We start from the raw sequence: 26,593 nt of genomic DNA, 5'->3' as shown, positions 1-26,593 counted from the left end.
CCAGCAAGGTGAGCCCTATGGCAAGGGTCACCTTGGGTGCGCGGTGCTTGCGGTGCGGCTTCTCGTCCGCATTCTTAGGTCCATTATCTTTGGGGGCAAAGTGGTTGCCGCCCTTATTCTCGTTGTTTTGGACAATGTCCGGCAGGCGGTCCCTGCGGGCGGGGTCCAGCGGGTTTGGTCCGGTTAGGGTCTCGAAAGGTGATGTGTTGTTCTGATAAGAGTTCATTTGATCACTTTTGAGGTTGGGCGCCCCTTTTGATGGATTGGCGCTAACGAATGTTGTCGCAAGTACAGCATTATAGTCGCCGTCAAGCACTCGACCGCTTGTTACCAAAAATTACGCGCAAGTCCCGCATCGCGCGCAGGCGGCAAGCGCCGAGGGCGCGGTGGCGATGCCGCCTTTCGCGGTTTCCCGCAAGCTCGAGGGCATGGCGTGGCCAACGGCAAGCATGACCTTGGCCATCTCGTCAAACGGAACCAGGCTCTCGATGCCGGATAGCGCGAGCTGCGCGGACGAGAACGCGCAGGCGACGCCGATGGCGTTGCGGTTTTGGCAGGGCACCTCAACCAGGCCGCCCACGGGGTCGCACACCAGGCCAAGCAGGTTCGACAGCGCGATCGCCGCGGCGTCAAGCGCCTGCTTGGGCGTGCCTTTTAGCATCTGCACCAACGCGGCGGCGGCCATGGCGGCGGCGCTGCCCACCTCTGCCTGGCAGCCGCCCTCTGCCCCGGCGACGCACGCGGATGTGGTGAGGCTTAAGCCAACGGCTGCGGAGCAGTACAGGGCCTCCATAATCTGTTGGTCCCCAAGCCCCAGGTTCTCGGCCAACGCCAAAACGCAGCCGGGGACCACGCCCGCAGATCCCGCCGTGGGCGCCGCCACTATAACGCCCATGGCGGCGCTTCGCTCCAGCACCGCCATGGCGCGCGCGACCGCCTGCGTCTGGACGCTGCCCATAAGGGGCGCGGCGTAACGGGCGACGCCCTCTTCTGCAACCAGCTTAGCCTCGCCGCCAATGAACCCTCCAAGAGAGCGCTGCGGGGTGGCTATGGGCGAGGTGGTCTCGCTTTTCATGACTTCGAGCACGCGGGTCATGGAGGCTAAGGATTGCTCGGCTCCCAGCAGGCGGCGCTCGCGCTCCGCCATCACGCCGCCAATGGTGAGCCCCATGTTCTCGCATGCCTGCAAAAGCTGCTGGCCGTCATCAAAGAGTTCCCTGGTCGACACGCCGGGGGACAGCGTGGAGGCCGACCCCGGCAGCTTGATGTAGGTGGCGTGGTCGACCACGTCGAGCTCTTGCACAAGGGGCAGGACGGACTCCGCCGGTGCGCCGTCCGTTTCGAACACGGTGTAGGCGCGGCCGCCTTGCTCGGTTCTATAGGTGCGGCAAAAGGCGATGTTGGCGTTGGCGTTGGCCAGCAGGGCCGTAAGCGAGGCGAGCGCTCCGGGGGCGTCCCGGTGAGAGACAAACAACGTTGAATACATGCCCGAGATGTCGACGCCCACGCCGTTGATACGCGTGATGCGCATCTTGCCGCCGCCCAGGCTCTCGCCGCGTACCTGCGCCTTGGATCCAAACTCATCGACCATGTCGATGTCGACTGTGTTGGGGTGGATCGATCCGTCGTCGCCGGCGATGGTGAAGCTGTACGCCAGGCAACGGCTGTCTGCCAGCTCGAAGGCGTCCTTGATGCGCTCGTCATCGGTGTCGAGCCCTAGTATGCCGGCGACCAGTGCGCGGTCGGTGCCGTGTCCGCGATACGTGTGGGCAAAGCTATTCCACAGCGTAAAGCGCACCTGGACCACGCGCCCTTCAAGTAGCGAGGCCGCTACCTGCGCACATCTAAGCGCCCCGGCGGTATGAGAGGAGGAAGGACCCACCATAACGGGGCCCAAGATCTCAAAGGCGGATGTGGTGGCAAGGGTTTGCGGCGTGGAAGCCATGGGCGTTCTCCTATCGGGGCGCGCGGACGTTTGATGTAAGGCGTGGACGAGGATTAGGGTTGGACGAGAATAATCGAAAGGCCCGAACAACCTTATGTGTCGTTCGGGCCTATTGTAACGTGAGCTATGCGTCTACAGCGCGAGCGCGCGGGCGCGGTCGATCCTTGCCAGGCAATCGTCCTTGCCCACCAGGGCCATGGTCTCGCCAAGCGGGGGAGACACCATGTTGCCGCACACGGCTACGCGAACGGCCTGGAATACGATGCGCTTCTTTGCATCGAGCGCATCGGGAAGGGGCTCCAGCGCGCCGTCGATCGCCTCGGGAGTCCACGCGTCGCCCGCGACGGCATCGAGCGCTTCGCGCGCGGCGTCGAGAACGGCACCCATGCCATCCTTGGCAAGGCCCTTGGCAACGGACTTCTCGTCATACTCAAGCGTTTGAGCGGTTGCGAACACCGGAGCCGCGACAACCGCGGCGTCCGCAGGCATCTTGGTGCGCGGCTTGACGATGGCTGCCAGGGCGTCGACCCATGCCTCGTCCGCCTCGAAGCCGTCATCGATCAGGCCGGCCTCATGCAGCTGGGGCAGCATGATCTGGTCGGCGAAATTGGCGTCGCTCATCGCGTTGATGTACTCCGCGTTCATCCAGTCGAGTTTCTTGGGGTCGAAGGTCGCGGGGTTCTTGGAGATGCGATCGAGCGAGAACTGGGACGCCAGGACGTCGCGGGGGATGACGGTGGTCTCGCCGTCGAGCGACCAGCCCAGAAGCGCGAGGTAGTTCACAAAGGCATCGGACAGGTAGCCGGCGTCGCGATACTCTTCTACGGACGTGGCGCCGTGGCGCTTTGAGAGCTTCTTGCCGTCTGCGCCCAAGATCATGGATATGTGGGCAAAGGTGGGAACGGGCGCCTCTAGCGCTTCGTACACCATGACCTGACGGGGGGTGTTGGAAAGATGGTCGTCACCGCGGATGACGTGGGTGATGCCCATCATGGCATCGTCTACAACGGTCGCGAAGTTATACGTTGGCGTACCGTCGGAGCGGAAGATGACAAAGTCATCGAGCTCCTTGGCATCGAAGACCACGTCGCCGTGGACCGCGTCATGGATCACCACGTCGCCGCGGTCGGCGGGAACCTTGATGCGCAGGACGTAGGGCTCGCCGGTGTCGATGCGGGCCTGGGCCTCCTCGCGGGAAAGGTCGCGGCAGCGGCGCTGGTAGCCCTGGAACGGGTCCTTGCGGGCCTGTGCTGCGGCGCGATCCGCTGCCAGCTGCTCGGTGGTGCAGAAGCAGGGGTAGGCACGGCCGGCGTCCCACAGCTTCTGAGCGGCCTCTTTATACATATCGAGTCGCTCGGTTTGGGCGTACGGTCCAAAGTCGCCGCCCACCTCGGGGCCCTCGTCCCAATCAAGGCCCAGCCAACGCATGGCGCGCAGGATGATCTGGGTGTTTTCGTCCGTGGAGCGGGTGGGGTCCGTGTCATCGATGCGTAGGATGAAGGTGCCGCCGTTCGCGCGGGCGAATGCCCAGTTGTAAATAGCCGTGCGGGCGCCGCCGATATGCAGCTTGCCCGTAGGGGAGGGCGCGAAGCGGACTCGAACGCTAGAAGTCATGTAAGCTCCCAATATTTGTTGGTGTTTGTTGCCACACGCATTATAGAGCAGTCAAGGGTTAAACGACTGCGTTGGTACGGCTCGAGTGCCAACTGCGCACAAGATGTGAGTCGATATTGGACAGTTGTGGAAGATACATTCTACATCCCATCCTAGTTGTATAATGTGCGGGCATTGACCGGGGGAATGGTAACGGCCCCCGGCTGTTTTTTCGAAAGGGGCAGGTTATATGCCAGATTTCAATCGTTCCACCCAGGAACACGCTACCGTTAGTCGATCCTTTGTATTCACCTCTGAATCGGTGACCGAGGGGCATCCGGACAAGATCGCCGACCAAATCTCCGACGCCATCCTCGATGCGATCCTCGAAAAGGAGGCGACCCTGCAGTCGCAGGGCTACATTTCCCCCAGCGGCGTGCCTGCTAACGTCGATAACGTGCGCTGCGCGTGCGAGACGTTGGTCACCACCGGCTCCATCATCGTCTCCGGCGAGATCCGCACCCAGGCCTACGTCGACGTGCAGCAGATCGCCCGCGACGTTGTTCGCCGCATTGGTTACGACCGAGCTAAGTTTGGTTTTGACTGCGAGACCTGCGGCGTCATCAATATGATCCACGAGCAGAGCCCCGATATCGCGCAGGGCGTGGACGAGAGCTACGATGCGCAGGCTGGACGCACCACCGACCCCCTCGACCTGATCGGCGCCGGCGACCAGGGCATGATGTTTGGCTACGCCTCCAATGAGACGCCCACCTTGATGCCCATGCCCCACTATCTCGCCAGCAGGCTTGCGGAGCGTTTGGCCTCTGTTCGCCACGACGGCACGCTGCCCTATCTTCGTCCAGACGGAAAGACGCAGGTCACCGTGCGCTATGAGGACGGCAAGCCCGTCGCGGTCGAGACCATCGTTATCTCTACACAGCACGCGCCCGAGATCGAGTCCATGGACTTTATCAAGGGAGACCTCAAGACGCATGTCATCGCGCCCGTTATGCATGCGGCTGGCATCGATTGGGATAACGCCGAGCTCTACGTCAACCCCACGGGTCGATTTGTAGTTGGCGGCCCCATGGGAGACACCGGCCTCACCGGCCGCAAGATCATCGTCGACACCTACGGCGGCTATGGTCGCCACGGCGGCGGCGCGTTCTCCGGCAAGGACTGCACCAAGGTCGACCGCTCTGCGGCGTACGCGGCGCGCTGGGTTGCCAAAAACGTGGTAGCAGCCGGGTTGGCGGACCGATGCGAGGTCGAGCTGGCGTATGCCATTGGCGTCGCTCATCCGCTGTCGATCATGGTCGATACGTTCGGCACCGCGCATGTGGACGAATCCGTCATCGAGCGCGCCGTGACCACCGTCTTCGACCTGCGCCCGGGCGCCATCATTCGCGATCTCGACCTGCGTCGCCCCATCTATGAGAAGACGGCAGCCTACGGCCACTTTGGTCGCGAGGACGCCGACTTCACGTGGGAGTGCACCGACCGCGTTGCCCAGCTTCGCGCGGCCTGCGGCATGTAAAATAGCCGTATGGTGCACCGTGATGTAGAACAGATGAGTTTATTTGGAGCGCCCGCCACCGCGGGCGTTTCCTCATCTGCGGGCAAAACCCCTCTTACGGAAATCCAGGCGCCCACGGGTCCCGCCGGTACGTCGTATCCGCTCTACGCCTCCGTGGTCATCGACATTCCTTCCAGGGCGCTTTCCGACCCCTTTGCTTACGGTGTCGAGGCGGCTTATGCGGACGATATCGATGAGGGGTCTGTTGTCCTCGTCTCCTTTGGACGCCGCATGGTTATGGGCTACGTCGTCGCCTTGTCGCCCATCCTCAGCGAGCTTCCCGCCGCCGCCGATCTTGACCCATCCAAGGTAAAACCCATTCGAGATCTTCTCGCCCCCTCCTCATGCAGCGAGCTGTTTGCTTCAGTTTCTTTTTGGATGAGCCGCGAGTACGTCGCTGCGCTCTCCGAGTGCCTACGGCTCTTTCTTCCTCCAGGCGGCACGCCGCGCCTTGACAAAGCGGACGATGGCACCTATCGCCTCAAAGAGCCCGCCGTGCACGCCGTCAGCGAACGCGTGGTGTCCATCACGCCGGAGGGCGCGGATTACGCCCCGCCCGCGAATGCGCACCGCCAGCGCCAACTGATCGAGGCGCTCTCCTGCGGCCCCGTCAGCACAAGGGAGCTCAATCTCCTGTATACGGATATGTCCTCTACCATTCGCACGCTCTCAAAAAAGGGCGTGGTAAGGGTGGACGAGCGACGCGCGTGGCGTGGCCTGGGCGATGAGACCACGCTCTCCTCCGCCCGCGTCGCTGCACCAAAAACGCTTACCGACGGGCAGCAGCGCGCGCTTCAGGAAATCTATTCTTGTCTGCAAGCGGGGCGCGGTGACGTCATCTTGATCGACGGCGTTACCGGATCCGGTAAGACGGAGGTCTATCTTTCAGCCATCGAGCGCGTCCTCAAACAGGGGAAGACGGCGTGCGTCCTGGTTCCGGAGATCTCGCTTACCGCTCAGACCGTCGGCAGGTTTCGCTCTCGTTTTGGTGGTCTGGTCGCGGTGTTCCACTCGCGCTTGTCCGCCGGCGAGCGCCTGGACCAATGGGATATGGTGAAAAGCGGCGCGGCCCGCGTGGTCGTTGGGGCTCGCTCCGCGCTGTTTTGCCCCTTAAGGGATTTGGGCCTCATCGTTATCGACGAGGAGCACGAACAATCATACAAGCAGGGCTCGTCCCCTCGCTATCACGCCAGGGACGTCGCCGCGTTCATGGCTAAGCTCGGAGGCTTTCCGCTGGTGCTCGGCTCGGCGACTCCTTCCGCAGAGGCGCTTGCCCGCGTTGCGGCGGGCGAGCATCTGGGGCAGAGGTGGACCCGTGTCGAGATGCCGGAACGTCCCGGCTCGTCCGTGCTTCCAAGAGTAGTTATATCCGACCTGCGCCGCGAATTCGCGGCGGGCAGCCGCTCCATTTTCTCCAAACCGCTCTACGATGGCCTTATAAGGGTCGCCGAGCGCCGCGAGAAAGCCGTGCTGCTTCATAATAGGCGAGGGTTCGCGCCGTTTTTGCTGTGCCGCGAGTGCGGATGCGTGCCCACCTGCAAGCACTGTTCCACGTCTCTAACCTATCATGAGCGCACGCACGCGCTTGAGTGCCATACGTGCGGCGCCGTCTACCACATCAACCCGTATCCCGCGCCCGGCTCGGCCTGTCCCCAATGCGGCAGCAGATATCTCGCGAAGATGGGGCTGGGCACGCAGCAGGTTGAAGACGCCTTACGCCAGATCATGCCCGCACATGTGGACATCATTCGCATGGACGCGGACTCCACCAAGGGCAAGGACGCGCACAAAGAGCTGCTCGAGGCGTTCGACGCATCGGAGTGCGCCGTGTTGGTGGGTACCCAGATGATCGCCAAGGGTCTGGACTTTCCCGAAGTCACGCTGGTTGGCGTTATCAATGCGGACTACGCCCTCAAGATGCCGGACTTCCGCGCCCAGGAGCGCGCCTATGACTTGCTCGAGCAGGTTGCGGGACGAGCTGGCAGGGGAGCGTCTGCGGGCGAGGTGGTTATCCAAACCTATTTGCCGCACGATCCCGTAATCCGCGCGGTCGCCACCCATGATCGCTCGATCTTCACCGCGCATGACCTCGCCCAGCGCCAAGAGGCCTTCTATCCTCCGTACGTTCGCCTAACCAACGTGTTGGTGTGGGGGACAAATCAGGCTGCGACAAAGCGGTATATTGACAAGCTCGCCGCGGCGGTGCGCCAGTGCTTCGATTCCCTGCGAGGGACGGACCAGGCGTGGTCGCTTGCCGGCGACCCAACGGCAGCCCCTATCGTTCTAGGGCCTACTCCTTGTGTGCTTGAGCGGGCGAAAGACCGCTATAGGTTCCACTTTGTTGTAAAGTCCCCTGTGGGGTACCATGTTTCAGAGGCCATCGACGGCGCGTTGTCGCAGATTGGGCCCCAGCCAGGTATTAACGTCAGCGTCGACGTCGACGCCTACGATTTGATGTAGCAAAAGGAGAGCGTGATGAAGCTTAACGGCATCGTCCTTTCACCCGACCCCCGTCTTCGCCAGGAGTGCGCGCCCATCGAGGAGATTACGCCCGAGATCGAGCACCTTGTTGAGAAGATGAAAGACGACATGTTCGAGAACGGCGGCTGTGGCCTTGCGGCGCCCCAGGTGGGTGAGCTCATTCAGCTCGCCATCGTCGATACCGATTATTCGGACGAGTCAGATTACGACCCCTACATCCTCATCAACCCCGTTATCGTCGAACAGTCCGACAACCTGGTGCCCTATAACGAGGGCTGTCTGTCTATTCCCGGTATCAACTGCGAGATCAAGCGCCCAGATCATGTTGTTGTAGAGGCGTACAACCTTGATGGCGACCTTATGCGCTACGAGGCCTCCGGCGACTTGATGTGCGTATGCCTGCAGCATGAGATCGACCACCTCCATGGCATGACTATGTTCGAGCGCCTCTCTCCCATGCAGCGGGTGCATGCGCTAAGGGCCTATCAAGAAGCGCTGGACCGCGGCGCCAAGCCCGGCGACACCGAGTAGCTCCCTCATCGTCCAAAGATTGGAACCAAAAGATTGGAACCACCTATGCGCGTAGTTTTCATGGGTACGCCGGCGTTTGCCGTGCCATCTCTTACACGCCTTGCTCAAGAGCACGACGTCGCCCTGGTGCTTACCAGGCCCGATGCCGTCCGTTCGCGCGGCAAGAAGCTCGAGCCGTCTCCCGTCAAGGTTGCCGCCCATGAACTGGGGCTCCCCGTACTCGAGGCAACCCGCATCGATGCAGACGTGCTCAAGGCCCTTCGCGATGCGGAGGCCGACGTGTTCTGCGTCGCCGCATATGGTTGCATCCTTCCCGATGAAGTGCTCACGATCGCGCCTTTGGGCTGCGTCAACGTCCACGCGTCGCTGTTGCCGCGCTGGCGCGGTGCGGCGCCCATCCAGCGCTGCATCCTAGAGGGTGACGACGTCACGGGCGTCTCCATCATGCGCATTGGCCACGGCGTCGACACCGGCGACTATTGCGCGCAGGCCACCTGCTCGGTTCCCGGTAAAAATGCCGACCAGCTTACGCAAGAGCTCGCCAAGCTTGGCGGAGACCTACTTGTCGACACGTTGCCCAGACTCGCTTCCCATGAGGTTGTCTGGGCCGTTCAGGACGAGGCGCTGGTAACGCATGCGGCGAAGATCTCCAAAGCCGAGCTCAAGCTCGACCCGGCTGCATCCGCCCTCGATAACGTGCGCCGCGTGCTTGCGTCTTCTGATACCGCACCCGCGCGCTGCGAGTTTGCCGGCAAGGGCGCCCGCATTGTAGGCGCCTCTCTCATCGATATGGCTGATGGTGCGGCGCCATCCGTCCAGCAAGGCGTTCTATCGGTTCACGGTGGCCGCGTTTTCGCCGGCTGCGCGGACGGCGCGTTCGAGGTCCTGTCCGTCAAGCCCGATGGCAAGCGCCTTATGGATGCACGTTCCTGGTCCGCCGGCCTGCGCGGGCAAGATGCTAGCTGGGATTCGATTTCCTGATGAGCGACCACGCCACAACCTTGTCTCCCGCCCGCCGTCTAGCGCTCGACATCCTTCTCGACGTTGGGCGGCGCGATGCGTTCGCACGCGATGTGCTGAATGCTAATACCTCTCTTAAAAATCTGGACGAGCGCGATGCGGGTTTAACGCGGCGCCTTGTACTGGGCGTTACCGCAACGTCCGGGTGCCTGGACGATTTCCTTCAGCAGTGTAGCGATCCTAAAACCCGCTTCAGCCCCCGCGTTCGCTGCGCGCTGCGCATAGCGCTCTTTGAGCTGCTCTATCTTGACGCCCCCGCAAACGTAGCCGTTAGCCAGGGTGTTGAACTTGCGCGCTCTCAATCTCGCGGCGCCGCGGGCCTTGCCAACGCGGTGCTCCACCGCGCCGCATCAAATCGATCCTCTTTCCGTGAGGCGGAAGGGGTCGATCCGGTTCATGCGCGCATCGTCTCGCTTGCTCGCACGTCGGGCACGCCCGTATGGCTTGCAAGGATCATTGAGGACTCCTTAGGGCAAGATGCCGCCCGCGACGTCTTCGCGTCTGAGCTCACGCCCGCGCCCGTCACCTTCCACCTCAATCCGCTTACGGGAGATTGCGCCCAAGGCGACGGCGTGGGGAAGGGCTCTCTTCCCGGTTGCATCGAACCCGTGGATTCCGCTGCTTATATCCGCTCCGGTGCGCTAGGCGCCTACAAGGCGGTCGCCAGCGATGCAAGCGCCCAGCTTATCGCTACATCTGCGACGCGTCCCGGATCCTGCCTTGAGATTGGCTCTGGACGAGGAACCAAGACGTTCATCATGGCTTGCCAGGCATATAGGGCTGGATGGAACCGCGACCACGTGGCGGTCGATCTCTACCAAGAGAAATGCCACATGAATGCCGCTAGGCTTATCGACGCCGGTTTACCGCCGGCACGCTTTGCGCACGGCGATGCTCGCGACCTCGATGCCGTTCTTAACGAAATCGATGGCGAGACGGGCGCGCACGTGATGTTCGACACCGTTCTTCTCGATGCGCCGTGCTCTGGTACGGGAACCATGAGGCGTCATCCGGAGATTCCCTGGCGCCTCGCGAAACAAGATATAGTGCGCGAGTTGCCTGCATTGCAGTTCGACTTGCTGTGCGCTGCCGCCTCGAGGGTCGCTTCCGCGGGAGAGCTCTATTACGCGACGTGCTCTATCATATATGACGAGAACATGGCCGTTGTCCAGCGGTTTTTATTTTCGCCTTTAGGGTCCCAGTTCACGCTCGCCCCGGTTAGCAGCTCTGACATCTTCGATCTGCCGGCGTTTGCTCAAGCGTCTACAACCATTAGGGATTCCGAGAATGAGATCGGATGCTATGCGAGCCATCCTGCTCCGGGTAAACCGGACGGCCATTTCTGCGCACGCCTTGTTCGCGCTTAGCCCTTGAGCAGCGCTTGAAAACGCTCCACTCGCCTCTTACCCACGTGATTCTCGTCCAAAAAGAACGGCCCCGCCACGGTCATATAAGCCGTCGGCGGGGCCGTATGCCTTCTTAGGCGCTATTGGCCGAGTAGTTGGCTACCGAATAATTGTTGGTTACCTAGTTGGCGTGTGGGCAGTCGGCGCATCCACACGAACCGGTGGTAGCGCTGGTGCTAGACGATCCGCCTCGCATGTCCGTGTTGTAGAATCCACTGCCCTCGAACTTGATTCCGCTGGCAGAGAACACCTTATCCGCAGGCTGTCCGCACTGGGGGCAAACGACGGCGGGATGCTCCTGCATGCCGTGCTCTACCTCGAATACGTGTCCGCAGCTGCCGCAGCGATAGTCGTAGCGTGCCATTTCAAATCCTTCTGCTTCTCATAAATCGCCCGCCATGTCATTTTGAACATGGCGGGCGCCTCACGTTTACGGTTGATACTTTACCCAATTACGGGAGGCGCGGGACGATTATTGCTCGCTAGCGTCGTGAAAGCGTCCCGATTCCACGAGCAGCGTCGCCATCTTGCTGCAAGACGCGTTGAGCTGCGTCTCATCGGCCTGCCAACCCCAGTTACCCTCAGCAATACCAGGCTTGTTCATACGGGCGTCATCATCCAGGAACATGCAGTCTTGCAACTGCATCATGACCACGCGCGCGGGGCTTCTGAGCGAACGTGTGAGGATCTCACCCGCAAGGTACTTGGCGCCTTGCTTGTCGTTGTCCGAGCAGAATGCGCGGCCCACAAAACCCGTGAGCGTAGACGTGTCATGGGTTGAGATGTACAGGATCTTGTCCAGATGGGGGCAGATCTCCTGGCGAACATCGTTATCGGCGAACTCGAGAACGTCCATACCGGGGAAGCCGCACGAAGCGACCAGTGCGCGAACGGCGGGGGTAAGCAAGCCCAGGTCCTCCGCGATAAACGGCAGGGGACCAAATTCCTCATACGCGCGCCGGAAGAAGTCGAAGCCCGGGCCGTTGAGCCAGCGCCCGTCCGCACCCGTCTTGCCCGCGGGAATACCAAAGTAGTTTTGGAAACCCAAGAAGTGATCCAGACGCACGCGGTCATACAGCTTGAAGGAGCGGCGCAGGCGCGCCATCCACCAAACGTATCCATCCTTCTTCATGCTGTCCCAGTTGTACGTGGGGTTGCCCCAAACCTGGCCGGTTGCAGAGAAGCGATCGGGCGGAACGCCAGCGATCTCGTAGGGCATACCGTCCTTTCCCAGGGAGAACATGCTGGGCTCCGACCACGCATCTGCCGAATCATCGGAGACGTACATGGGGATGTCTCCGATGATCTGGATGCCGCGGCTATGGGCGTACTCCAGCATCTCCTTCCATTCGCGATCAAAGCGATATTGGGCGTATGCATGGTATTCAGCGCTGGGCGAGAATGTCTCATCGGAGAGGATACCAACGGTGTAGCGCTGCAAAATCTTGGGCCACTTATGACGAGAAGCGCCGGCGTGGAACTCTTTGACCGCCATAAAGGCGCAATAGGAGTCGAGCCATTGCTCGTTTTCGCGCGCAAATTCCAGGTAAGAGGCGCTCTTGAAGCCGCCGGCCTTCTTGAATTGCGAGAACGCCTGCCTCATCTCGCTCGCGCTCTCTTCCAAAAGCGACTCGTTGCCCGCGAATGCGGACGGTCCGGCATAGGGGGACCCAAAACTATCGGTGGGGTTGACGGGAAGTACCTGCCAGTATCTCATGCCCATCTCGGCGAGATGGTCGATGAAGCGACGCGCGGGGGCGCCCAGGGTGCCGGGCTCTCCCTTGGTGTTGGGGAGGGACGTGATATGGCAGATAACGCCCGCACCGGGCTCCATGTCTTTTTGCAGGCGCTGCTGCTTGTTCGCGTAGATGACCGAGGATCCCAAGGGCCAAAGCTTGACCTCGGCGCAACCGTCTGCCGCGCGAACTAGATTGTTGCCGTTCAGCAGGTCGATTGCCATGTCGTTTTCAACCGGAACGCGAACAACGCGCGTATTCGACAGGCTGCGGTTGATTAAGATGGTGGCGACCTGGCCATCGGCGCTGCGGCGCTTGAAGCACAACACGTCGTCGTTCAGAGCGCGCGCCTGCAGCGTGCCGTCGATAAGGAACGGAAGCGTTTTGCGCAGGCCCGAGGCGTTCCTGATCATGGTTAGCATGTCACGGTCGTGGATGTCGTCCTCTTCAGGAAGTGTGCGGCGGTTGCCGGGGTCAGAGAGGCCCTCGAGCGCGAACTCATCGCCGTAATAGATCGAAGGGACGCCGGGCAGCGTCATCTGCATCAGCGTGGCAAGCCAAAAACGGCCCTTGGCGCGGCCCATGGAGTTCTCGTCCAACCTAAAGCGACCGCGTTCGCTCTCGGGAATCTGCGACTCATCCGGACCGTCGCCCAGCACAGAGGCGACGCGCGGTTTATCATGGCTGCCCAGCAGGTTGAGGGCGCACATCAGGGCCTCGGGCGGATAGTTCTCCCTAATCGATTCGATGCGCTCGGCAGCCTGGTACGCGGTCTCCTTATCGAGCAGGAAGTTGAGCATCATGTCACGGAAGGGGTAGTTCATCGCGGAATCGAGCTCGTCGCCCTGCAGGTAGGTTCGAAGCTTGCTGTAGCTAATTTTGTTCGAGGCGTCTTCCCATACCTCGCCTAGAAGCAGACCGTCGGGACGCTCCTTGAGCAGCGCCGTTTTAATATCGCGAATGAATTCATCTGAAAGCTCGTCCGCGACGTCCAGTCGCCAACCGCTCGCGCCGGCGCGGATCCACTTGCGAATCACGCCGTCCTCGCCCAAGATAAGATCGCGAACAAGCGGGGAGTCCTCATTAAGCGCGGGCATGTTGCCGATGCCCCACCAAGAGGCATAGCTACCGTCCTCCTTAAAGTGGTAGGCGTCGCGCCAGGGGGAGTCTTCGCTTTGCCAGGCACCTTCCGTTGGATAGTTGCCGTAGCGGTTGAAATAAAGCGAGTCATCGCCCGTATGATTGAATACACCGTCGAGGATCAAGCTTATTCCCAGCTCTTTGGCGTCTTTTGCCAGCGCCTTGAAATCGTCCTCCGTGCCAAGCATGGGGTCGATGGTGAGGTAATCGCCGGTGTCATAGCGGTGGTTGCTCAGAGCTTTAAATATGGGGTTGAGGTAGATGGCGGTGATGCCCATCTCGTGCAAACGGGGAAGATCCTCGCGGATTCCCTCAAGCGAGCCTCCGTAGAAATCCCAATTCTGGATCGAATTATCGGTAGCCCTATCGTAGACAGGCGGGGTATTCCAATCCCAGACGATCTTCTTTCCAGGACCCTTGCGGGGCTTTTCAACCTCTTTTACAGCGCGCTCGCGCCAATTGGCATCACGGCGGTACCTATCGGGAAAGATCTGGTAAACCATGCCCTTTTCATACCAAGCCGGCCTGGTTGCACGGTGCTTGTAGACGGTAATTTGAAATGAGGGGACATCGGCGTAGTCGTAGGTGACCGCCTCTCCGCCCGTTACGCCCACGGGCGCTCCCACGTGGCAGGTATAGCCATCTTGCGTGGAAACTATAAAGCTGTACCACTTAAGCTGGGGTTTGTCGCACTCAATTGAAGCGCTGAAACAACCATCGCCCTTGTGATCCATATCGATTATGGTCTCACCGACTCCGTCCACCCAAATGCGGGTTTTGGCGGTAACCGCTTTGGGATCGATATCGTCCACGCGAATGGAAAGCTCCACGGTGGTTCCGATGACGACGGCGCCAAAGGGGGAGCGGTACTCTGCCAAACGGCTGTTGTGTCGAATGTTCATATACGTGACTCCTTGCGCATTTACGGGTACTATCCAGCGCGAATGCCAGGTTCATGAGAATCTCAGCGTTACTATTATATGCAATCTATGTGGACGAGACCAAATATCGAAACATGAAAACGGCCCCGTTCCCACCGATGCGATGAGAACGGGGCCCTGCGCGTTAAGACGGTTCAGCAGGTCTTAACGGCGCTTTTGAGTTTTACGGGCGGAGGAAACCGTCTTTGCAGCAGGCTTCTTCTCAGCCGCGGGCGTAGCTGCGGACTGGGGCTCGGGTTTGGCGGCAGCTTTGGTCGCTGCGGCAGCGGTCTTTACGGACGAGGAAGGAGCCTTGGGCTCTTCGGCCTTCATCCCTGCCTTAGCGGAAGGCTTTACTGCGGGCGCTGTCTCTTCTGCAGCAGGCTTGGCTGCGATGGTCTTGGCAGCAGCGGTCTTGGTGGCAGTTGCAGCCTTGGTCGCAGTGGTTTTTGCCGCCGTGGACTTAGCGGCGGTCGCCTTAGTTGCCGCCTTCGTTGTAGTAGCGGCCTTCGACGCCGTAGCCTTAGCTGCAGTGGTCTTGGAAGTAGCAGCCTTTGCAGTAGCAGGCTTCGCAGGAGTTTCTGCTGCGGTCGCGGCCGCGGCGCACTTTTTCGATGCGGACTTGGCGGCCTTGGTCGCGGGCTTCTTTGCTGCAGGGGCCTCTTCCTTAGTGGGCTCTACAGCTTCTGCAGCGGGCTTAGCAGCCGGCTTCTTGGCAGCGGTCTTACGAGGAGCCGCCTTCTTTGCCGGACCGGGCTTAGCGGCGGGCGCCTCTGCTTCGGGAGCCTTTGCCTCTTCAGCCTTGGGCTGTTCGGCAGTGGCTTCCTCTGTCTTAGGCTCTACAGCTATCTCCTCGGTCTTTTCTTCCAACTCGGGAACCCACACGGGAACCTCGGGGTGCATCCAGCGATACAGATCCATATACTTGCTCGCGGAACGGGTCCAGCTGAAGTCCTGGTTCATCGCCTGCGTGACAACGTTGTTCCATGCGTCGTGGTTATCCCAGAAAAGACGTGCGCCGCGGAAGACGGCATCGCCCATCTCATCGCCGTTGAAGTTGGCGAAGGAGAATCCGGTGCCCTCACCAGTCTCATAGTTGTAAGGGATGACGGTATCCTTCAGACCGCCGGTCTCGCGAACGACGGGAAGGGTACCGTAACGCATGGCGATCATTTGGGACAGACCACAGGGCTCGAAGAGCGACGGCATCAAGAACATATCCGAGCCGGCGTACATGCGCTGGGACAGGGCGGGATCGAACTGGATGCGAGCCGCCATCTGGCCGGGGTATTTGGAAGCGAAGTAGCGAAGCGCGTTCTCGTACTCGTAATCACCGGTTCCGAGAACGGCGACCTGAACGCCGTTAGACAGGACGCGGTCGAGCGCATAGGTGACAAGGTCCATGCCCTTTTGGCGGGTGAGGCGCGTGACCATGGTCATAAGCGGTTGGTCGTCGCGAACCGTAAGGCCCAGCTCCTCCTGAAGCTTCGCCTTGCAGATGGCCTTGCCGGAGCGATCGGAAACGCTGAAGTTCTGGGCGATCGCGGGGTCGGTCTCGGGGTTGAAGTGGTCGGTGTCGATACCGTTGACGATGCCCTGAAGGGCCTCGCGGCGGCGGCGGAGCACGCCATCAAGGTGCTCGCCGTAGGCAGGCGTCTGGATCTCGCCGGCGTAGGTGGGGGAGACCGTGGTGATGGCGTCGCTGTAGTTCAAAGCACCCTGCATGAAGTTGACGGCGTCGTGGCCGCAGGTGAGTTGGAACGCGGCGGCGGGGATGTGCGCCAAGCCGCAGATGTCCTCGAGCACCTTAGCGCTGAACTGGCCCTGGAAGGCGATGTTGTGGATGGAGAAGATGGTTGAGACGTTCTCGTAGAGCGGCATGCCCTGGTAGAACTCGCGCAGGAATACCGGTGCGAGAGCGGTATGCCAGTCGTTGCAGTGCAAGATGTCCGGCCTAAAGCCATCGGGCAAATACTGCAGGCTCTCGGTGATCGCCTTGGAGAAGAATGCAAAGCGCTCGCCATCATCGAAGAATCCATACGGATAATCGCGATCGAAGTAGCGCTTGTTGTCGACAAAGAGATACGTCACGTCATTATGGATAAGGCGCTCGAGGCCGCAATACTCGTTGCGCCAGCCAAGGCTGACGTAGAACTCTGCAACGTGCTCCATCTTGTTTTTGTACTCATCGGAGATAGTCCCATAGAGCGGGACCATGACGATAACGTTTGCGCCGGCCTTTTGCAGCGCGGCGGGCAAGGAGCCCGCAACGTCGCCCAGACCGCCGGTCTTGACGAACGGAGCCGCCTCAGCCGAAGCAAAGACGACGTTCATCTTCCTATGATTGTCAGACATGCTCTCTCCCAAAGAATAGATTCCTTTAAGAATCGCCGCCCAGAGTCTGTTCTGGACGGCGATTCAATCATACCAGCATCATGTGAAGCGCTGGTTACATACCACGCCTCAAGGCGAAACCGTTACAGTGGCGCCTTGGGAAGAACAAGGATGGCCTCGGGCGTGCCGCGCAGCTCGGTGTTGGCGGGAACGACATTGTTCTTGTCAACGATCGCGTTCTCGACGCGCGCACCGCTCTTGATGACGCAGTCCTGCATGATGATGCTGTTGGTTACAGATGCGCCGTTCTCGACGATAACGCCACGGGACAGGATGGAGTTGCGCACCGTACCGTTGATGTTGCAGCCGGACGAGATGAGCGAGTTGCACGCATGGCAAGTCGCGGCATACTTTGCGGGCGGCACGTCGTGAGCCTTGGTCATGATGGGCCGATCGGGCATAAACAACTTGTCGGCGACGTCCGGATTTAAGAGCTCCATGCTGCGCTTATAGAAGCTGGTTTCATCAAAGATGCCAACTGCCATGCCCTTGAACTCGTAGCTGCAGACGTCGACGCGAGCAAAGTCGCCGGCAATTGCCTCGAAGAAGTCCATGTAGTCGGCGCTGGCGTACTGGTCGATGATCTCGAGCAGAAGCTGGCGGTCAATGATGAAGCAGTCCAGGAACTTGTTGTCGCCGAACTGGCAGCCGGATTTGACAGACTGGACGCGGCCGGCTTCGCCGATAACGAGGGAAGTTACGTCCTCGTGTGCGCGTTCGGCCTTGCAGTAGACCATGGTGATGCCGGCCCCGCTGGATGCATGGGCATCAATGATCTGGTTGAGATCGATGTTGAACACTACGTTGCTTCCGCACATAACGACATAGGGCTTGTCGGAACGCTGGAAGAGCACCTTGTTGGAAATGATGTCGCGAAGCAAGAAGCGCATGCCGCGGCGAGACGTGCCATAGGGGTTGCCGGGGACCAGGAACAGGCCGCCCTTCTTGCGGTCGAGCATCCAGTCTTTACCGGAGCCGATGTGGTCTATAAGAGAACGGTAGTTTCCGGGCATCACGACGCCAACGGTCTTGATGCCCGCGTTCATCATGTTGGAGAGCGGAAAATCGATGAGGCGATAACGTCCGATAAAAGGCAGCGATGCAAAAGGACGATCCTCAAGAAGAACGCTCTGCTCCCTGCAGGTGTAATTAGCGGTGATATAGCCGATGGCCTTACGGTTAATCATCGGTTCATTCCCCCTTCCCGATCACGACGTCGTTTCCGACGACGGCGGTATCCTTCGTGCTGTCAACACTGCCAAGCTTCACATCTTCCTCAACAACCGCGTTCTCTCCCAGAATTGCGCGGACAACGTGAGCTCCTGCCTTAACGACGGCGCCGGGCAGCAAGATGGAGTCTTCAACGATAGCGCGCTCGCCGACCACTGAATCAGTTGAAAGAATGGAATGACGGGCGGTGCCAAAAATCTTGCATCCGTTAGATACCAAGCAGTCCTCGACACGGCCGTCGGGGCCGATGTAATGCGGCGGACGCGTGGTGACGTTGCTCATGATTGGGAAGCTCTTGTCATACAGATCAAACTCGGGATTGGGTCCGAGCAAATCCATAGAGGTCTCATGGAAGCTAGCGATGGTGCCCACGTCTTTCCAGAAACCATTGAACTCATAGGTGTAGAGACGCTTACCATCGCCGAGCAGCTTCGGGATGATATCGTTTCCAAAGTCATGGCTGGAACGCTGGTCAAGGACGTCGGCTTCGAGCGCATCGATCAGCACGTCGGCGCTAAAGATGTAGATGCCCATAGATGCGAGGTTCGAATCCGGCTTCTCGGGCTTCTCGGTAAACTTGACGATGTGCCCATCGTTCTCATCTGCAGTGATGATACCGAAGCGGCTCGCCTCTTCCCAGGGCACGGGCATAACGGAGACCGTAAGGTCGGCATTGTTCTCGATGTGCGTCTTCAACATCTTGCGGTAATCCATACGATAGAGATGGTCACCGGAAAGGATGAGGACGTACTTGGGGTCATGAAGCTTGATGTAATCAAGATTCTGGGTGACCGCGTCGGCGGTGCCAGCATACCAAGCGCCGCCTTCCTGGGTGGCATAGGGCGGCAAGATGGAAACGCCCGCGCCGCGCTCGTCCAAATCCCAAGCTTCGCCGGAGCCGACATAGGAATGGAGCAGATACGGACGATACTGCGTCAAAACGCCAACGGTATCGATGCCCGAATTTGCGCAATTGGAAAGCGAGAAATCGATAATCCTGAACTTTCCGCCAAAGGAGACTGCAGGCTTAGCTATCTTGGATGTGAGCGCCCCCAACCTGCTGCCCTGTCCTCCCGCGAGGAGCATCGCGATGCATTCTTTCTTACTCATCGAACCTTTCCTCTCAATACGTGCTGAACCTATATTTCCTTCCCCGAACCTGCGCGCTAGATCACGCGTGCCAGATCTCGTCGCGATACTCGCGAATGGTGCGATCACTAGAGAACCAGCCCGACATCGCCGTGTTGTGAAGCGCGCGGCGGTTCCAGTCCCGCGTGTCAGCATAGGAACTAGTCAGCTCTTCCCATGCATCGACGTAGGAACGGAAATCCTTAAGAACTAGGTCGTAGTCGTTGTTGGACATGACCTCATTGTGGATGCTATCGAAGTTTCCAGAAAGACCGGCGAAGGTATTATCGGTGAGCTCGCTCATAACGCGGCCCAAGCGGTCGCGGTCTGCGTTCACAACATCCCATGCGAAGTAGTTGCCGCTCGCGCGAAGTTCCTCCACCTCGGGCGTGGTGAGACCGAAGATCTTTTCATTTTCCTCGCCAGCGAGCTGGGCGATCTCGATATTGGCGCCGTCCATAGTGCCGAGGGTAATCGCACCGTTCATCATCAGTTTCATATTCGAAGTGCCCGAGGCCTCCTTGCCAGCAGTGGAAATTTGCTCAGAGATTTCAGCTGCTGGATAGATGAGCTGGGCGTTAGAGACGCGGAAGTTAGGGATGAAGCAGACTTTCATAAGGTCGTTGACGCGAGAGTCGTTGTTGACGACGTCTGCAACGGAATTGATGAGCCTGATGACCTCTTTGGCGAAGGTGTAGCTGGAAGCGGCTTTACCGGAGAAGATGAAGGTGGTGGGCTGGATGCTAAAGGACGAATCATCGAGCAGACGATTGTAAAGATCCATAACCTTCATGATGTTCATAAGCTGGCGCTTGTAGGCATGGAAACGCTTAACCTGAACATCAAAGATGGAATCGGGGTCGATTACCAGGCCGGTCTCGCGACGAACGTAGCGGGCAAGGCGAACCTTGTTCTGACGCTTAGAATCTCCTACGCGAACGAGGAAGGACGGGTCCTTCTCGAACTCTACGAGTTTTTTAAGCTCATCGGCATCGTCCATCCACTTGGGGCCAATAGCCTCGGTGATGAGCTTTGAATAAGAGGGATTTGCCTCCGCGAGAAAACGACGCGGTGTGATGCCGTTGGTCTTGTTATTGAACTTCTCGGGCGTAAGCGCATAGAAATCGTTCAGAACGGAACGCTTCAGGATGTCGGTATGAATCTTGGCGACACCGTTGACCGAATGGCTGCAGATAACGGACAGGTTTGCCATACGGACCTCGCCGTCCCATAGAACGGAGGTCTTCCGCAGGCGCTCCTGCCAACCTTCCTGGGAAGTGTCAAAAGAGTCGCGCCAGCGGCGGTTGATTTCATCGATGATGTCGTAGATGCGGGGGAGAAGCTTGCTGAAGGTAGCGATGGGCCATTTCTCGAGCGCCTCGGGAAGAATGGTGTGGTTGGTATAGGAAATCGTTTTGGTGACGATGTCCCATGCCTCTTCCCACGTGAGCTTTTCCTCATCCATAAGAATGCGCATGAGCTCCGGACCGCACATGGCGGGATGCGTGTCATTGGTGTGGATGGCAACGTAATCGGGCAGAAGCTCCCACTTAGCGCCGTGCTCGCGGCGGAATACGTCAAGGGCGGTACGGATACCGGCCGCAACAAACAGATACTCCTGCTTGAGACGCAGCAGGCGACCGTGCTCGCCGGCGTCATTGGGGTACAAGATGGCGGATATCGCTTCTGCATCGGCTCGGGAGGCATCAGCCATAGCGTACTCGCCGCGATTGAACGCTTCGAGATCGAAATGCTCGTCAATGGGCTCGGCGCTCCAAACGCGAAGCTTGTTCACAGTCTTTCCGCCAAAGCCGACAACGGGGATGTCATAGGGAACGGCCAAGACGTCCTCTGTACCCTCGACGGAATAGAAGATGCGATCGCCCTCGGTATGACCGACGACATGGCCGCCGAAGCCGATGCGGACCGCCTTATCCGGGCGGCGAACCTCCCACGGATAGCCGCGGGAGAGCCATTCATCGGCGACTTCGACCTGACGGCCGTCTACAATCTCCTGCTTGAAAAGACCGTAACGATAGCGCATGCCGTTACCATAGCCGGCGATATCCTCATGAGCCATGGAATCAAGGAAGCAGGCTGCAAGGCGGCCAAGACCACCGTTGCCAAGGGCAGCGTCGGGCTCCATGCGGCAGAGGTCGTCCAAATTGCAACCCATCTCGCGAAGCGCTTCGTCAACCATGTCACGAATGCCAAAGTTGATTAGATAGTTATCGAGAAGCCTGCCGATAAGGAACTCGATGGAGAAGTAGTAGACGCGCTTCTTTCCTTCTTTCTTGAAGCGGTCATCGGTGCGCGCGGATACGGAGCGAGCTTTGGATGCGATAAGGCCCGCCAGCGCATTGAAGCGATCGATATCGCTGGTGATTTCGAACTTCTTTCCGGAAAGCTCTCGAACCGCCTCGCGGTACTCCTCGATGAACTCCTGCTTGCTGTTGAAGATAGTATCCATTGTTTCCTTTCCCAAGCTATTCCGCGATGTCAATGACGCAGCGAGTGCGGGCAGCTTGCGAGATTGGAGGCATGTGCCCCGACTCGAATTGATAGAACGAACTTACTTTGCTTTCTGGCTAGACTTAAGAGCGCTAGCGCCCCTGGTCGATGCCTTGGTAGCTGACTTTGAGGCCGCCTTTGGCTTTGCAGCAGGCGCTTTGGGAGATACTGGCTCCGCAGCGACTTCGGATTCATTCACCACACGGGTTGCCGGAGTTTTGGGCTTAGGTGCCGTATCCTTAGCGCTTGTCGCGGGGGTCTTTTGCGTCGGTTTGGTTTGCGCCCCTTGCTTGACGGCAGCAGGCTTGGCCGTAGGGGCTTTGCGAGTGCGGACCGTCTTCTTGACGGCAGGCTTAGGGGGTACGTAGCTGGATTTGCCAATACGCTTGTATACCAAGCCGGAAAGACCGGGCAGAGCTATCTCGATTGAATCTTTGCAGCCGTTCCATGCAGCGGGTTGGCTGCTTGCGACGTCGACACCAAGGTCTCCGCTTCCGCCAAACGCAGGGCTATCGGAATTGAAGACCAGCTTCCAGTCACCCTCGCGTGAGACTCCCATGCGGAAGGTCTCGTATGAAGCGGGGTCGAAGTTGATGATGACCACAAGGTCGTCTTTTTCCTTCTTGCCATGACGAACAAAAGAGATAATCGACTGTGTGTCATTGTTGGCGTCGATCCACTCGAATCCGTCCGCATCGTAGGCATTCTCCCACATAGCGGGTTCATCGAGGTAGAAGTGATTCAGGGCTTCAATAAAGGACTGTTGCTTGGCATGAGCCTCGAAATCCTTGGCGAGGAACCACTGAAGGGCCTCGTAATAGCGCCACTCGATATACATTCCAAGCTCATTGCCCATGAAGTTGAGCTTGGCGCCAGGATGAGTCATCTGATACAGGGCCAGCGTACGCAAGCCGGCGAACTGACGCCATTGGTCTCCGGGCATTCGACCGATAAGAGAGCATTTCCCATTAACGACCTCGTCATGAGACAAGGGCAGTACGAAGTTCTCGTTGAACGAGTACATGATCGAGAACGTCAGCATGCGGTGGTTACCGGGACGCCATGGAAAGTCCGTCTGCATGTAGTGCAGCGTATCATTCATCCAGCCCATATCCCATTTGAAATGGAATCCTAGACCACCGTCTGCAGGGGGATAGGTGACCAAGGGCCATGCGGTGGATTCCTCTGCAATCATCATAACGTCGGGATGGGTCTCACCTATAACGGTATTGACCTTACGGATGAATGCGGATGCATCCAAATCTTCTTCTGTCCCGTACTTATTGAACTTCTTATCGGCAGGATTGTCGACACCAAAGTTTAGGTACAGCATGCTAGATACGCCATCCATGCGAATGCCGTCTGCATGGAAACATTCGACCCAGAACAATGCGTTGGAAATCAAGAAGCTGACAACCTCAGGTCGACCGAAATCGAATTTGTGGGTTCCCCAGTTGGGATGGATCTCGCGCTCGTAGAGCATCTTGCCATTAAATGTGGAGAGACCCTGAGCATCCGCGCAGAATCCCCCCGGAACCCAGTCGAGAATGACACCGATTCCAGCTTTATGGCAGCTTTCAACAAAATGCATGAACTGCTGGGGGGTGCCATATCGCGAGGTCGCGGCGAAGTAGCCGGTGGGCTGATAGCCCCATGAACCATCGAAGGGGTGCTCGAGCACGGGCATAACCTCGATGTGGGTGTATCCCATGGTTTTGACGTAATCTACAAGCTCCTCAGAGAGGTCATCGTAGCTGTAGAATTCGCCGCGCTGCGCGGGGAACGGGTCTCCGGGACCCGGATAGGTGCCGTCTTCGCGCGGTTCGCCCTGAGGCTCGTCACCATGGCGCTTCCAAGAACCAAGGTGAACCTCATAGATATTAAGCGGACTATGCATATGGTCACGCTTTTTGCGCGAGTTCATCCAGCGGCCATCTTTCCACGCATAGCCATCGATGGTCCAAAGTCTGGACGCCGTACCCGGAGGGCACTCAGAATAGAAGGCATAAGGATCAGCTTTGTATAGCTTCTCGCCATCCTTTGTTTCGATTAGATACTTATACAGCTGGCCCTTCTCGGCGCCAGCAACAAAGCACTGCCAAAGACCGCTCTTCTCGATAGGGAACATGGCGTGAGCTTCTGGATTCCACTCATTGAATTCGCCGATTACGTGCACGCTCGTAACATCGGGAGCCCAAACGCAGAATCGCCATCCCTCTACTCCGTTCTGCACATCCGGATGAGCGCCCATCTTCTCCCAGCCGCGCTGCCAAGCGCCTTCGCTGAAAAGATGGATGTCGTCGGGAGTAATCATGAGACAGGGAGAGGATGCCGCAGGCGAGGCTTTCTGTGCCATTGATGAACCATCCCATCTATCGACGGTATTAAACCGCTTGCCCGTACCTTTTTTGTCGCTGGCTCTACAGGCATGCTTTAGAAGTGATAGATGGCTATCGGCCCACAATATCCATGCATGTATGTGGAACCTGTGACGAACATTAATGTAGCACTCCAAGGTTCGATAAATCCTGGGAAGACACGGGATTGGCAGGTTTTTATCAGTGAACGAAAAGGTTGGATTCGCATTTGACAAATGTATATATTCTCCTTAAGTACTCATGACGCTACCTGCATAAATACAGACTGTTGTTTTGCTAACATGGATTAACTATATGATGCTTATCTATCTGCCGAATGAAAGGACGGGCCGCGTGAACTCAGGCTCATGTACGCCGCAGGCTTTTATCTTTGACTGCGACGGGACCATTCTAGACTCTATGGATATGTGGCTCGATCTTGGCCCTGAGTTTCTCAGGAGATACGGAATCCAAGTCACCGCCAAAGACCTCGCTCAATTTGAACACCTCGCTCTGGAGGAGGAATGCGAGGCGTACCATAGAAAGTGGGGGATTGGACGTTCCGGTAAAGCTTTATTCGAAGAAATGAGTTTGATGCTGCAGGAGCGGTACCAGAAAATGATTGCACCGCGCAAAAACGTCCGCGCATTCCTCGACGCCGCAAAAGCGGCCGACATTCCTATGTCGATAGCGACCTCGACTCCTTCTGATCTTGTAAGGCTTGGGCTGGAGGCGAATGGTCTTGAGCGGTATTTTTCAAATATCACAACCACAGGCGAGGCGGGAGCCTCAAAGAAACATGCCGACGTCTACGACCTGTCACTCAAAACGCTCATGGAGCACTCGGGAGAGACCGTTCCTCCGCGATCCAGTGTGTGGGTTTTCGAAGATGCTGTATTCGGGCTGATGAGCTCCGGGGCTGCAGGCTATAAGCGCGTCGGCATCCATGATCCCGCGGGGCGATGCGACAGAAACGACGTCATTGAAAACTCGGAGATCTTTATCGATGATTTCAGCGATGAGTTACTTGACCGCATTTTAACGTTTGGCATGTGATTCGCATGAAGGTTTTGCTTGTTGGGGGATCTCCCGAGCAGTGCTCGGCCGACCTTCTATGTCGAATCGCCGATCAAGTTGATAAAGTCGTCGCTGTGGATCGGGGGCTCGACATGCTGCTAGCCTCCGGAATCGCGGTTGACCTGTTTTGCGGTGATGCGGATTCTGTTGGAGAGGAAGGCCGACGCCTGGTGAACGGAATCGGTTCTTCCTCTGGCCCACTCGCCCTTATAGAGGTCGAGCGCTATAACCCTCATAAGGACTTTACTGATTTGGACCTTGCTCTCAAGGCCATCGAGACCAGATGGGGATTTGCCCATATAATCGCAACGTGTCTTGAAGGCGGCCTACCAGATCATTTTCTAGCCGTTATGGGCAGATTGATGAATTGGAAAGGATCAGTTGAGCTTATTCACGATGGAAGGAGGGGCCGCATTCTCAAGGCCGGGGAGGCGTGGAGCCTTGGAGGTCACCAGGGTGATCGCTTTTCCTTCATCCCCTTGTCAGACACGTGCGAGGTCTCTGAGCATCGGATGAGGTGGGAGCTCGACCACAAACAGGCGACCCTGTTATCGGACCTTGGCATTTCCAACGAGCTCGACTATCCAGACGGTTCGATAACCTGCCACAAAGGAACCATAGTCGCCTGGGTTTTCCTACGCTGAGCTTGACGGAGCCATCTTCAAATAGAAACAATAATCCCCCGGCTGCTGCTTGAATATAGCTGCCGGGGGATTTATTAGCTAGAGGCTAGGCCTTGTATTTCCTACTGATAATCGACGACGTCGATCCAGCTCAGCAGGAAGTCGGCATCCTGGTCAGCGCGGCCGCGAGCAAGCTCGGAGGCAGCGACGATGGACATCCAGCGACGAACAATCTGCATGGGCACATCGGCGCGATCGCAGTAGAGCTCGAGATAGGCCTCTGCCTGCTGCTTATCCTGAAGCGCAAAAAGCAGGTAGGTCATAGCTGCGTCGGCAGCGGGAGAGCCCTGGGTGGCGTGGGCCCAGTCGCAGACGTAGAGGTTGCCGTCCTCGCCAACAATAACGTTGGAGGGGTTGAAGTCACCATGGCACACCTGGAACTCCTTCTTCATGCCGTCAAGGCGCTCAAGAAGGTTGTAGCGGGTGGTCGCGTTGATCTGGGCCAGGCTGTTGATCATACGAGCATACTTGTCGCGCTGGCGGTTAAGAAGCGGGGCACGGAAGCCGTGAATCTCAATCTGGAGGTCGACAAACTGCTCAAGATACTCATAGAAACGGCTGGGGTCCTCTGCCATCTTCTCGGCAAGAGTGACACCCGGAACCTTCTCGGTCATAACGGCCCAACCGTCGCCCTCGACCTCTGAAACCTCGAGAACCTTGGGGGAACGGATACCGGCCTCATTGATGCGGGCGAGGTTCAGGGCCTCGTTGAAAACATCCGATACGGGCTTGGCGGCATTGGCGACCTTGACGATCTTGTCGCCCAGGTCATAGACCTTCTTGTTACCGCGCTCGACGATCTGGGTCTTGGAATCGGAGAGAATCATATCTGCGCATCCTTTCTGGTATAGCGCCGACAGGT

The 26,593-nt window shown here is 58.4% G+C and carries 17 protein-coding genes; 7 read left to right on the top strand and 10 right to left on the bottom strand.

Translation table 11 applies throughout. From position 1 onward, the window contains the following. Positions 1 to 337: 337 nt before the first annotated feature. On the bottom strand, positions 338 to 1,945 hold the full coding sequence (gene sdaAA, locus HMPREF9452_RS01675; RefSeq protein ID WP_009140357.1) for an L-serine ammonia-lyase, iron-sulfur-dependent, subunit alpha: 1,608 nt from the start codon (positions 1,943 to 1,945) through the stop codon (positions 338 to 340). A gap of 132 nt (positions 1,946 to 2,077) precedes the next feature. Then, the gene (gene gltX / locus HMPREF9452_RS01670; protein ID WP_009140356.1) at positions 2,078 to 3,559 is read right to left on the bottom strand and encodes a glutamate--tRNA ligase; all 1,482 of its coding nucleotides are present in this window, start codon (positions 3,557 to 3,559) and stop codon (positions 2,078 to 2,080) included. A 229-nt stretch (positions 3,560 to 3,788) separates the two neighbouring features. Here gltX and metK point away from each other — a divergent pair, with 229 nt between their 5' ends. From metK to HMPREF9452_RS01645, 5 genes are read left to right on the top strand one after another with little or no spacing between them, the layout of a single operon-like run. Beyond that, positions 3,789 to 5,078, top strand: a complete 1,290-nt coding sequence (metK, locus tag HMPREF9452_RS01665; RefSeq protein WP_009140355.1) for a methionine adenosyltransferase — start codon at positions 3,789 to 3,791, stop codon at positions 5,076 to 5,078. Between the two features lie 33 nt (positions 5,079 to 5,111). Then, a complete protein-coding gene (priA, locus tag HMPREF9452_RS01660; protein WP_147568194.1) occupies positions 5,112 to 7,577 on the top strand; it encodes a replication restart helicase PriA in 2,466 nt (821 codons plus the stop codon). 15 nt (positions 7,578 to 7,592) lie between these two features. Continuing rightward, a complete protein-coding gene (gene def, locus HMPREF9452_RS01655; protein ID WP_009140353.1) occupies positions 7,593 to 8,129 on the top strand; it encodes a peptide deformylase in 537 nt (178 codons plus the stop codon). A gap of 45 nt (positions 8,130 to 8,174) precedes the next feature. Continuing rightward, positions 8,175 to 9,110: a methionyl-tRNA formyltransferase gene (gene fmt, locus HMPREF9452_RS01650; protein ID WP_009140352.1), complete on the top strand. Its 936-nt coding sequence runs from the start codon at positions 8,175 to 8,177 to the stop codon at positions 9,108 to 9,110. Further along, a complete protein-coding gene (locus HMPREF9452_RS01645) occupies positions 9,110 to 10,516 on the top strand; it encodes a transcription antitermination factor NusB (protein WP_009140351.1) in 1,407 nt (468 codons plus the stop codon). Before fmt ends, HMPREF9452_RS01645 begins: the two co-directional genes overlap by 1 nt. Positions 10,517 to 10,676: 160 nt before the next feature. Here the strand turns inward: HMPREF9452_RS01645 and HMPREF9452_RS01640 are convergent, their stop codons facing one another. The 7 genes from HMPREF9452_RS01640 to glgB form a co-directional block, all read right to left on the bottom strand. Continuing rightward, positions 10,677 to 10,919: an FmdB family zinc ribbon protein gene (locus HMPREF9452_RS01640; protein ID WP_009140350.1), complete on the bottom strand. Its 243-nt coding sequence runs from the start codon at positions 10,917 to 10,919 to the stop codon at positions 10,677 to 10,679. A 108-nt stretch (positions 10,920 to 11,027) separates the two neighbouring features. After that, positions 11,028 to 14,333 (bottom strand): 4-alpha-glucanotransferase, encoded by a 3,306-nt coding sequence (locus HMPREF9452_RS01635; RefSeq protein WP_009140349.1) that lies wholly within the window; start codon positions 14,331 to 14,333, stop codon positions 11,028 to 11,030. Between the two features lie 183 nt (positions 14,334 to 14,516). Then, on the bottom strand, positions 14,517 to 16,706 hold the full coding sequence (gene glgA, locus HMPREF9452_RS01630; protein WP_009140348.1) for a glycogen synthase GlgA: 2,190 nt from the start codon (positions 16,704 to 16,706) through the stop codon (positions 14,517 to 14,519). Positions 16,707 to 16,828: 122 nt separating this feature from the next. Continuing rightward, positions 16,829 to 17,932: a glucose-1-phosphate adenylyltransferase subunit GlgD gene (gene glgD / locus HMPREF9452_RS01625; protein WP_009140347.1), complete on the bottom strand. Its 1,104-nt coding sequence runs from the start codon at positions 17,930 to 17,932 to the stop codon at positions 16,829 to 16,831. A gap of 4 nt (positions 17,933 to 17,936) precedes the next feature. Next, entirely contained in the window at positions 17,937 to 19,085 is a 1,149-nt protein-coding gene (locus HMPREF9452_RS01620; protein WP_009140346.1) for a glucose-1-phosphate adenylyltransferase, read from the bottom strand. A gap of 61 nt (positions 19,086 to 19,146) precedes the next feature. After that, positions 19,147 to 21,573, bottom strand: a complete 2,427-nt coding sequence (locus HMPREF9452_RS01615; RefSeq protein ID WP_009140345.1) for a glycogen/starch/alpha-glucan phosphorylase — start codon at positions 21,571 to 21,573, stop codon at positions 19,147 to 19,149. A 102-nt stretch (positions 21,574 to 21,675) separates the two neighbouring features. Further along, the gene (gene glgB, locus HMPREF9452_RS01610) at positions 21,676 to 23,970 is read right to left on the bottom strand and encodes a 1,4-alpha-glucan branching protein GlgB (RefSeq protein ID WP_009140344.1); all 2,295 of its coding nucleotides are present in this window, start codon (positions 23,968 to 23,970) and stop codon (positions 21,676 to 21,678) included. 316 nt (positions 23,971 to 24,286) lie between these two features. Between glgB and HMPREF9452_RS01605 the strand changes: the two genes are divergently transcribed. Together HMPREF9452_RS01605 and HMPREF9452_RS01600 are read left to right on the top strand one after the other, a co-directional pair. Then, positions 24,287 to 25,027 carry an HAD family hydrolase gene (locus HMPREF9452_RS01605; RefSeq protein ID WP_009140343.1) on the top strand — a complete coding sequence of 247 codons (741 nt, stop codon included), beginning with the start codon at positions 24,287 to 24,289 and terminating at the stop codon, positions 25,025 to 25,027. A gap of 5 nt (positions 25,028 to 25,032) precedes the next feature. Next, positions 25,033 to 25,692 carry a thiamine diphosphokinase gene (locus HMPREF9452_RS01600; protein ID WP_040362101.1) on the top strand — a complete coding sequence of 220 codons (660 nt, stop codon included), beginning with the start codon at positions 25,033 to 25,035 and terminating at the stop codon, positions 25,690 to 25,692. Positions 25,693 to 25,793: 101 nt separating this feature from the next. Here HMPREF9452_RS01600 and HMPREF9452_RS01595 read toward each other — a convergent pair whose 3' ends face one another. Next, complete coding sequence (locus tag HMPREF9452_RS01595; RefSeq protein WP_009140341.1) at positions 25,794 to 26,558, bottom strand: phosphotransferase family protein; 765 nt, start codon at positions 26,556 to 26,558, stop codon at positions 25,794 to 25,796. Positions 26,559 to 26,593 lie beyond the last annotated feature (35 nt).

It is taken from the genome of Collinsella tanakaei YIT 12063 (assembly GCF_000225705.1).
Lineage (GTDB): Bacteria > Actinomycetota > Coriobacteriia > Coriobacteriales > Coriobacteriaceae > Collinsella > Collinsella tanakaei.
Note: the sequence above shows the minus strand (reverse complement) of the source record. Positions and strands in the feature narration are given on the sequence as shown.

Excerpts from the sequence above, each read along its gene's own strand:
- glgD (WP_009140347.1), bottom strand. The coding sequence starts at position 17,932 with ATGATTAACCGTAAGGCCATCGGCTATATCACCGCTAATTACACCTGC.
- HMPREF9452_RS01605 (WP_009140343.1), top strand. The coding sequence starts at position 24,287 with ATGATGCTTATCTATCTGCCGAATGAAAGGACGGGCCGCGTGAACTCA.
- HMPREF9452_RS01640 (WP_009140350.1), bottom strand. The coding sequence starts at position 10,919 with ATGGCACGCTACGACTATCGCTGCGGCAGCTGCGGACACGTATTCGAG.
- glgB (WP_009140344.1), bottom strand. The coding sequence starts at position 23,970 with ATGGCACAGAAAGCCTCGCCTGCGGCATCCTCTCCCTGTCTCATGATT.
- gltX (WP_009140356.1), bottom strand. The coding sequence starts at position 3,559 with ATGACTTCTAGCGTTCGAGTCCGCTTCGCGCCCTCCCCTACGGGCAAG.
- sdaAA (WP_009140357.1), bottom strand. The coding sequence starts at position 1,945 with ATGGCTTCCACGCCGCAAACCCTTGCCACCACATCCGCCTTTGAGATC.
- HMPREF9452_RS01615 (WP_009140345.1), bottom strand. The coding sequence starts at position 21,573 with ATGGATACTATCTTCAACAGCAAGCAGGAGTTCATCGAGGAGTACCGC.
- HMPREF9452_RS01595 (WP_009140341.1), bottom strand. The coding sequence starts at position 26,558 with ATGATTCTCTCCGATTCCAAGACCCAGATCGTCGAGCGCGGTAACAAG.
- glgA (WP_009140348.1), bottom strand. The coding sequence starts at position 16,706 with ATGTCTGACAATCATAGGAAGATGAACGTCGTCTTTGCTTCGGCTGAG.
- HMPREF9452_RS01635 (WP_009140349.1), bottom strand. The coding sequence starts at position 14,333 with ATGAACATTCGACACAACAGCCGTTTGGCAGAGTACCGCTCCCCCTTT.
- HMPREF9452_RS01620 (WP_009140346.1), bottom strand. The coding sequence starts at position 19,085 with ATGAGTAAGAAAGAATGCATCGCGATGCTCCTCGCGGGAGGACAGGGC.
- HMPREF9452_RS01645 (WP_009140351.1), top strand. The coding sequence starts at position 9,110 with ATGAGCGACCACGCCACAACCTTGTCTCCCGCCCGCCGTCTAGCGCTC.
- priA (WP_147568194.1), top strand. The coding sequence starts at position 5,112 with ATGAGTTTATTTGGAGCGCCCGCCACCGCGGGCGTTTCCTCATCTGCG.
- fmt (WP_009140352.1), top strand. The coding sequence starts at position 8,175 with ATGCGCGTAGTTTTCATGGGTACGCCGGCGTTTGCCGTGCCATCTCTT.
- def (WP_009140353.1), top strand. The coding sequence starts at position 7,593 with ATGAAGCTTAACGGCATCGTCCTTTCACCCGACCCCCGTCTTCGCCAG.
- HMPREF9452_RS01600 (WP_040362101.1), top strand. The coding sequence starts at position 25,033 with ATGAAGGTTTTGCTTGTTGGGGGATCTCCCGAGCAGTGCTCGGCCGAC.
- metK (WP_009140355.1), top strand. The coding sequence starts at position 3,789 with ATGCCAGATTTCAATCGTTCCACCCAGGAACACGCTACCGTTAGTCGA.